Source organism: Haloarcula sp. Atlit-47R, assembly GCF_003665985.1.
In the GTDB taxonomy this organism is placed as follows: Archaea; Halobacteriota; Halobacteria; order Halobacteriales; family Haloarculaceae; genus Haloarcula; species Haloarcula taiwanensis.
Window position 1 is genome coordinate 1 of sequence record NZ_QPLQ01000012.1, and the last position, 7,516, is coordinate 7,516.

A 7,516-nucleotide genomic window follows, 5' to 3' on the forward strand; every position below is an offset into this window, starting at 1 on the left:
GTCTGTTCGACGCCCGTGAACGTCACTTCGGGATTGCGTGGTTCGAGGTTGTCGCCAGCGACAGACAGTGGAATCAGCTGGCTGTCGGTCGCACCGATGACCTGTTTCGTGTCGCGTTCGGTGTTGACCTGCCCGGTCAGCGTTATCTCAGGGTCCGTCGCACTGTCGAGGTCCCGAACCTCATACAGGTGGGTCGTGCCGGTCGTCGCCGGCTGGCCATCGATCTGCAGTGTCCCGCCGAACGTGATCGTGTTCGTCGAGAACCCGCTCACCCAGAACTGGGCTTCGCCATCGCGGACGTGCACCTCTTCCTGATACACCGCACCGGACTCATGCACGACACCGACGACGGCTGGCACCGACCCGTGCTGTTGCTTGAGCCAGTCCGTTGAGACGCCGACCCAGCGTCCGTCGTGGGTTCGCTCGTCAGTCAGATTCAGCGCGGGCTCGCCGTCGACAGTCGTTGTCGACGCCCGGAGCGTCTGTGCGCCCGCCGATGCTGACAGCGACGGTTTGGTCGTGTTACTCTCGACGTGCGTGTCTGGCACCTTCGACAGCGGTTGTTCGGGATTGCGTGGCGCGGTACTCAGCTCGTTGATAGGGTCACTGTCTGGGTCTGCTGGCGTCGACGCTGACTCTGCCTGTTGGTCGTCGGCAGTCGGCGTCGAGTAGACTGTCCCGCTGTTCGCGTCGTCGGGTGCGTTGGACTGTGGTGCGAACAACATCGGCGCGGCGACGGACACGACGACGACCGCCAGCGCCATGCCGACAATCGACAGTTGTTCGCTCGACAGTGGCAGGTCATCACTGTCCATCAGCGACACCTCCAACAGGGTTCAGGGGGGTCCCCCCTTCCGTTCCTGTTCCAGATACGCGCGCGTAACGAACGGACATTTTTGTCCGCTCGCGGTGATCGGTGCCGCCGCGGCCGCCAGCCGGGCCGCCGCAGCCGGCTGTCGTGAACTTAAAAGGCCGGTCGATATCGGTCACGACCAGCGGCATTGCTCGGTCAGTCATCGGCCACGACCTCCGTTGTCGCGCCGGGGCCAGTCCGTCTCGGGATGCGCGCCGCCACGATCTCCGTGCTACTGTCGGGGTTGAACATGATATCATAGTGATTCTGGGTCGTTTTGATCGGGTTCTCCGGGAACGTGCCGTCAGCATACGGGCTCGACAGCGCTTCGAGCACCTCGGGCTCGTCACCAGAGATATCGATGATGCCGTCACCGGGCGCGAGGACACGCAGCTCGTGCACAGCGCCACCAGCCGCGCGATACTCTTCCAGGAGCGTCGGCTGGTCCTCGTCGTCGGTCGCTACTTGGAGGTCCTCGACGACCATGCCGCCGTCGTCGCTGGTCGACACGTCAACCGACGACGGGATACCGAGCCGCAGCTGGAACTCTGGCGTGTCGTGCGGGTAACCGAGGTCGGAGAACTGGAACTCCGAGAACCGACTGCCGGTGTAGCACAGCCCGAAGCCCTTCGGTCGCTTCGACAGCAGGTCTTGGTCCTGTTCGAGGTCCCGGAACGGCTTCGGTGCCTCTGTCTTGGTCGTTCGGTTCCCGCGGTCGTGGTTCGAGAGTTCGACCCAGAAATCGAACTCTTTCAGCCAGTGGTTGTGAACGTCCTCTTCATGGTGGCCGTAGCCGACCAGCGACAGCCCAGCCGACCGCATTTCCTTCGCGATGTTCGCCATAATCTGAATGCACTGATGCGTCCAGTGGCCGGATTCACCGCCCGGTGCTGATTCCGGTGCGAGCATTCCGAACTCGTCAATGTGGGCGGTCATCCAGTTCCGTTCGCCGTTGCTGTCGACACGCAGGCCGTCGAAGGTCCGTGCCGCGAGGAACCCAAACCACCAGTGCGATGCCGGCGTGGGGTTCGGCTCGTTCTTGGGGATGAACGTCGGTTGTTCGACCGTTGCATCTGCCGTCGACAGCGCATCCTCGCACTTGCGGAAGTACGGGTCCGGGAACACGACGTTGTAGGTCCCTTTCGGGTGGTTCTGCAGTCGCTCGACAAGTTCGAGAACATCCGAGTAGTACCGCACGTCCCGACACAGGTCCTCCGGGTCTGGGTCCTCGCGGTCGACCGCTTCCATCCAGCGGCCGTCAACGTCGACGCCGCTTGGAAGCCACAGCGTCGTCCAGTCAGCCATCCGCCGCCAGTCTGAGCTTTTCTGGCGGCCGTTGCGGACGATGCGCTCGTCGTTGTGTTCCATCTGGTACGTGGCAAACTGGTCGGCAGCCGTCGACTTCCCCGAGCCCTTCGGCGCTTCGACCATTGTCAGTGACGCCCCCGGTGAACTCACCGTCGACGGGCCGTCCGACGCACTTTCGATATGCACGAGAAAATCCGGGTACACGCCCGATAGCGCCGCGCCCTCCCGTGGATAGAACGCTTCCGGGTCGAACGCCGGGATATCGAACCGGGTCCGAATCATCTCGGCGTCGTCATTCCAGTCGCCGGGCGGGTCGCATCCGTGGATAACCTGTGCGCCCTGTCGCGTCTGTTCGGTGAATCCGTCCTGTTCTGACTTTGGTTTTCTCTGTGACATCGTTAGCTCACTCCAGTCAAATCAGCCGGCTCACGGCGGTTCACGTCGCCCCCGCCGAGCCCGGCGTTGTGGACAATCGGGATATCGAGGTCGGCCAGCGACCGGCTGACCATTTCCTTCGCCACCTCGACATCCGCCATCGTAATCTCTTTACGCAGGTTCGCCCGAGCGCTCGCCTGTGCGACACGTCGAGCGGCCCCGAGCTTGCGGGCAGTCACGGGTACGGGCGGGCCGTGATACCGGCCGTCAGCGTCCGCGAGTGCATCGCGATAGCGCTCCGGCAGCGCCATCTTTTGCTCTTCAAACCACGCGGCCAGCGCCTCGATGACGCTGTCGTTCGCGGGCGTGGGATGCAGCTGTCGAGCCCGCATCAGGACCGCGCGGTACTGGTCCATCGACAGCACTGGGTCGATAGCATCGGCGTCAGCCGTGTCGAGCGCCTGCCCAGTCGCGTCTTTCAGCGATGCTGACCACGTCCGAATCATCGACTCAGCCAGTTCCCGGACGTGTTCGCGGTCCTGCTTCGACCGCATCTGCATGATAAGGTCAAACCGCGACAGGAGCGGACTGTCGATACCCAGCGCGTCGACGAGCGACTCGTCGCCAGCGAAGTGACCACCGAGCGGGTTGCACACGCCCAGGAGGCCACACTCCGCCGGCAGTGTCATCGACTGGCCGGCCAGCGACAGCGGCAGTATCTGGTCGGCCAGCGCCGAGTGCATTTTCTCGATGGCGTCCTCGCCAGCCTTGTCCAGCTCGTCGACGACCGCGATCCCCTCGTGGGCGCGGACCAGCACGCCGGGCTCGATGCTGAACCCGCCGTCAGAAAAGTCGTCTTTCACCGCCGCCGCGGTCAGCCCCGGCCCCGACACACGCTCGCCGCTCGCGAACGCCGACCGGGGTGCGACCGCCGCGGCCCACTTCGCCAGCACTGACTTCCCCGTGCCCGGGTCGCCGGGTAGCAGGACGTGAACGTCGCCCCGATAGTGCGAGCCGTCCGGCCCGTCGAACGTCGACGCGCTGACCAGCTGCAGCACGAGCCCCCGGACGACCTGTCGGTCCCGTGGATGGGACCCGGAAACGAACTTCGGCGCTGCGGCCGCCATCAGCACATCCGCCGTCGACGGGTTCTCGATATCCACGTCGAACGACTCCGGGCGCTCGCGAAGGCGCTCGAAGAGGTCCCGCTGGTCGGCCGTGAACTCCGTGTCTTGGTAGGTTTGCCCGGCCGCTTGCACGGAGTTCACGACCACCTGTGGCTCGGGAATCGGCCCGCCACCGCGGAACTGCAGCTCACCAACGAGCACCACGTCCTGACAGTTCGCGATAGCGCCGTGGCCCGCGAGGTCGCCCTGCAGGTGCGCGATGATATCCGACGTGTCACCGCCCAGTGCCGCGCTGCTGGGATTCTCTAACAGGAGCTTCTGATAGTCTTCGTAGCGGGACTGGTCCGGGTTGATGCGGAACGGGCCTTTCATCTCACACCCGACGCACTCGAAGGGCTCGATGTACTGTCCGGGCTCGAATGGTATCCGGGTGAGAGTGCCGCAGCGCTGGCACTCAAAGGCTGCTTCGACGAGCCGTGGCTGGACCTGCGTTCGCTTTGCGACCTGCCCTTCGAGCGCCAGCAGTTGCCCACGTCGGTCGCTCGGTGAGAACTCGCCGGGTGCGGTCGTGTGTGACTCAGGCAGGTTCTCGAAGCGCGGTGTCGCCTGCCCCAGCGACGTGTCGACCGGCAGCGGCGTGTCCCGAATCCCCGCTTCGACGTACTCAAGCATCGAATCGGGCGCATCGAGGATATCTTCGGCCAGCGTTGGGTCCCATCGCGCGAGCGCTGTCCAGTCCAGCGTCAGCGACGTGTCGTCGGGATAGCGCTGAGCCAGCAGCGCCACCTTGTCGCTGACCTGCCAGCGGAGATACTGAGCGACCCGGTCGGACAACTCGTCACTCATCGCTGTCCTCCGTGTCCGGCGTCACCGAGTCGCGCCACTCTTCGAGCCGGGCAACGAGGTCCTCGACGAGCGCGCGCTCCTGGTCGGTGACGCCGTCCCAGTTGACCGCCATTCCGGCAGCCCGGAACGACGCCAGTTTCAGGAGCTTCCCGGCCCGCTCGTCGGCCAGTTCGGTGGTCAGTTGCACCGCATCCTCGGTGTCGATCTCCCCGTCGTCGACGGCGGCTTGTGTGCGCTCGAAGATTGTCGGTTCGGCCAGTTCCACGAGTGACGCCGCGTCCTGTTCGCGAGCCCGGGCCGCCCGGATTGCTTCGATATCCATTATCCCGGCGGCACCTCCTTGGCGCGGCCAGCGACGTCGGCCAGCTCGTTGCTATTGGTCACTAACTCTGAGAGAGTGGCATTCATCGCCGGGAATATCTCGCCGGCCAGCAGCCACTCAAGCCGGACTGACGGCCCGCGAGTCAGCGAGTGCCACCAGTCGCCGTGGCGGTCCAGCACGTCCTCGATGAACCCGCTGCGGACGTGGCCCTCGGTCATGTGAATGATATCCTCAGCCCACGCCATGACCTCCGATTCGACGCGGGGCGGTTCGCGGAGCGTCCGCCGCAGCATCCCGTGCTGTTCGACAGCGCGCTGATGCAATCGTGGCCGCCCAGCGACGTACTGAATCCGTTCGGCGTCTTTGACGCCCTCTTCATCCGAGAACTCCCCGACCCGCTCACGCAGCAGTTCAGTGGCGTCCTGAAACGCCGGCAGCAGCACCTTCCGAATGAGCCGCCGCCGGAACGCATCGGCAGTCTCGTCGTCGCTGGGTGCCTGGTCACAGATTGCGACCCGGTCGTCCGCATCTGCCATGAGGCAAGCGACCTCCCATCGGTCTTGCACGAGGTCCTCGTGCCACGTCTCCGGGGTCTGGCCGCCCGACACCACGTCGACGGCGTGGCACCACTCCAAGACCTCGGTGCGACTCTGAAAGCCATCGCGAAGGGACTGCTGCAGATGGCGCTGCTGGGCGCGAAGCGAGTCGAGCCCAGCTGCGAACGAGCGGTCGACCGACCCGTCGTCGCTCGCGAGCCATTTGAGGGCATGATGCCCGTCGGCCGCTATCGGGTCAGTCATCCGCATCAACCCCCCGGTAGTCCTCGGGAAACGCAACTTTCAGCGCACAAATGGCTGGAACTGCGATTCCCATCCCAGCCAGAAATTCAGTCCCGAGTGTTGCCTTCAACCCAATTGCAACGCCGAATCCGGCGACTCCCGCAACAGAGCCCCGAACGACCAGTTCAGCGAGTCGGGAGACTGTTCCGGGTTCGGTGTACCACCGGCCCAGACTGTCCTTGACAGCCGCCATCGGGTCAGTCATCCGCATCAACTCCCTGTTGTGGCGACGACGGCGAGAGGTTCGTTGACGGGTTGTTCCCGCCGTGTTCGTCGTCGAGCGCTTTCTGAATCTCCGTGCGAACGCGGTCGACGATCTGCTGGCCTTTCTCGTGGTCAGACCATTCCAGCTCGGTGACCGCCTGCAGAACTTGGTCGAAGGTCTTGCGCTCTTCGTACTCGTGGCGCTCGGTCTGGACCTGTGCTTGCACGTCGTTCCAGTGCGACGGCCCCCAGTCGACTTCGAGCGACCCGTCGCGAGTTTCGTGGCCTTCGATGAGCGCCGGCAACGTCGCCAGCCCTAGTCCAATAATCGACGAGCCCAGTGCCGCGACTGTCCCGAGGTAGACCAGCGCGCCACCGCCGAGCGCGATGCCGATGAATCGCCAGTTCCGACGGGCCACCCAGTTCGATGCCACTGCCGAGATAGCCCCCGGCAGCGCCGCGATGCCTTCACCTTCGGGCGGGTCCGCGAGGTCCTCTTCGTCGACCTCTTTCGTCAGTGTTGGCGAGAACTTCAGCCGTGCCGGCTTGTGCCGCAGCACCTTGTCGGACTCTGGGTCGACTTCGAAGAGCTGGTCGAGGTCGCCTTCGCCGCTGTCGTAGCTCTTCCAGTCCTCGGTCGGTATCTTCGCTGGGTCAGCCCAGTAGCGGGCCAGCATCGGCCGAAGGCCGGCTATCGGCGCGTACAACTGGTCGCCGTGTCGGTACACAGACTTGATTTTGTTCGGCACACGCCGTGTCCCGACCGTCTCTTCCCCGCTGGGCGAGATAGCGCCTTGCCGGAGTCTGCGCTGGAAAAACCCGGCTTTCGAGAGGTCGCTGTCCCGGATGGAAAGCATCACCGGCAACGCCAGCAATCCCATCAGGATGCCGACCGCGATGGGTGCGTTCGCGAGGATGATCGACGTTTGCCACGTCCCAATTATCGCCGCAATGCCGACCACGACGGCGACGACACCGGCCCAGTACGTGACGCCTTTCAGCGTCCCGAGAATCGTTCGCGAGAGGATGTGCTTGGCCGACGCGCCGCTGAACAGAATCCCACAAATCGCCGGGATAATCAGGTTCAGCGCCCCCCAGCGCCAGAGGTCGCCTTTCGAGTTCGTCGGGTAGGCCGGGGACGCCGTCAGTGGGTTGGTCTGGTGACCGAACCGCCAGCGTGCGCCCTCGACGCGGCTGCCGTCTTGTTCCAGCCACGCCGTTGCCTGCCACTGCTGGTCGTAATGCGACTGCAGTTTCAGTTTCGACGCTGAGTAGCCTTTATCTGCCTCGAAGCTAATCCGCTGGACAGTCTGGTTCGCCGCGTAGGTCTGCTGTGTCCCGTTGACGCTCGTCGTCCGCTCCTGCCAGAACACGACGACGAACTCGTAGTCACCGACAGACTCACCGAATGCGGATGTGTAGGCCAGCAGATAGTCCGTTTTGAGTGCCTGATTCCGACCGAGCGGCTGGTAGGACGACTGGGCCGGATTCAACGGCAGGTACTTCAGCACGATCCCGCCGGTCGGGAGCATCCGCGTCGACTCCGGCGGCCCCTGTGAGCCACCACTTGATATCTGGTCGCCGCCCGTCCGCAGCTCCGAGATGTTGAACGGTCCCGGCGCTGTCCAGTCGCTCGACGCGC

General features: G+C 64.4%; 7 protein-coding genes and 1 pseudogene. All 8 read right to left on the bottom strand.

Going from position 1 to position 7,516, the window contains the following annotated elements; genetic code table 11:
• Positions 1 to 815, bottom strand: a pseudogene (locus tag DVK00_RS20525) (hypothetical protein); the annotation flags it as partial.
• Positions 805 to 1,017: a hypothetical protein gene (locus tag DVK00_RS21470; protein ID WP_158598836.1), complete on the bottom strand. Its 213-nt coding sequence runs from the start codon at positions 1,015 to 1,017 to the stop codon at positions 805 to 807. The pseudogene DVK00_RS20525 and the gene DVK00_RS21470, both read right to left, overlap by 11 nt.
• Positions 1,010 to 2,557, bottom strand: a complete 1,548-nt coding sequence (locus tag DVK00_RS20530) for a hypothetical protein (RefSeq protein ID WP_121538788.1) — start codon at positions 2,555 to 2,557, stop codon at positions 1,010 to 1,012. Before DVK00_RS20530 ends, DVK00_RS21470 begins: the two co-directional genes overlap by 8 nt.
• 2 nt (positions 2,558 to 2,559) lie before the next feature.
• A complete protein-coding gene (locus DVK00_RS20535) occupies positions 2,560 to 4,509 on the bottom strand; it encodes an ATP-binding protein (protein ID WP_121538790.1) in 1,950 nt (649 codons plus the stop codon).
• Complete coding sequence (locus tag DVK00_RS20540; RefSeq protein ID WP_121538792.1) at positions 4,502 to 4,831, bottom strand: hypothetical protein; 330 nt, start codon at positions 4,829 to 4,831, stop codon at positions 4,502 to 4,504. Before DVK00_RS20540 ends, DVK00_RS20535 begins: the two co-directional genes overlap by 8 nt.
• The gene (locus tag DVK00_RS20545; RefSeq protein WP_233560862.1) at positions 4,831 to 5,631 is read right to left on the bottom strand and encodes a hypothetical protein; all 801 of its coding nucleotides are present in this window, start codon (positions 5,629 to 5,631) and stop codon (positions 4,831 to 4,833) included. The genes DVK00_RS20540 and DVK00_RS20545 overlap by 1 nt, the downstream gene beginning before the upstream one ends.
• Complete coding sequence (locus DVK00_RS20550; protein ID WP_121538796.1) at positions 5,624 to 5,875, bottom strand: hypothetical protein; 252 nt, start codon at positions 5,873 to 5,875, stop codon at positions 5,624 to 5,626. Before DVK00_RS20550 ends, DVK00_RS20545 begins: the two co-directional genes overlap by 8 nt.
• Positions 5,868 to 7,516: hypothetical protein (locus DVK00_RS20555; protein WP_121538798.1), on the bottom strand; the 1,649-nt coding region annotated here is incomplete at its 5' end. The genes DVK00_RS20555 and DVK00_RS20550, both read right to left, overlap by 8 nt.

What these genes read in the sequence shown, in the direction of transcription:
- DVK00_RS20550 (WP_121538796.1), bottom strand. Translation starts at nt 5,875, where the DNA reads ATGACTGACCCGATGGCGGCTGTCAAGGACAGTCTGGGCCGGTGGTAC.
- DVK00_RS20530 (WP_121538788.1), bottom strand. Translation starts at nt 2,557, where the DNA reads ATGTCACAGAGAAAACCAAAGTCAGAACAGGACGGATTCACCGAACAG.
- DVK00_RS21470 (WP_158598836.1), bottom strand. Translation starts at nt 1,017, where the DNA reads ATGACTGACCGAGCAATGCCGCTGGTCGTGACCGATATCGACCGGCCT.
- DVK00_RS20545 (WP_233560862.1), bottom strand. Translation starts at nt 5,631, where the DNA reads ATGACTGACCCGATAGCGGCCGACGGGCATCATGCCCTCAAATGGCTC.
- DVK00_RS20540 (WP_121538792.1), bottom strand. Translation starts at nt 4,831, where the DNA reads ATGGATATCGAAGCAATCCGGGCGGCCCGGGCTCGCGAACAGGACGCG.
- DVK00_RS20535 (WP_121538790.1), bottom strand. Translation starts at nt 4,509, where the DNA reads ATGAGTGACGAGTTGTCCGACCGGGTCGCTCAGTATCTCCGCTGGCAG.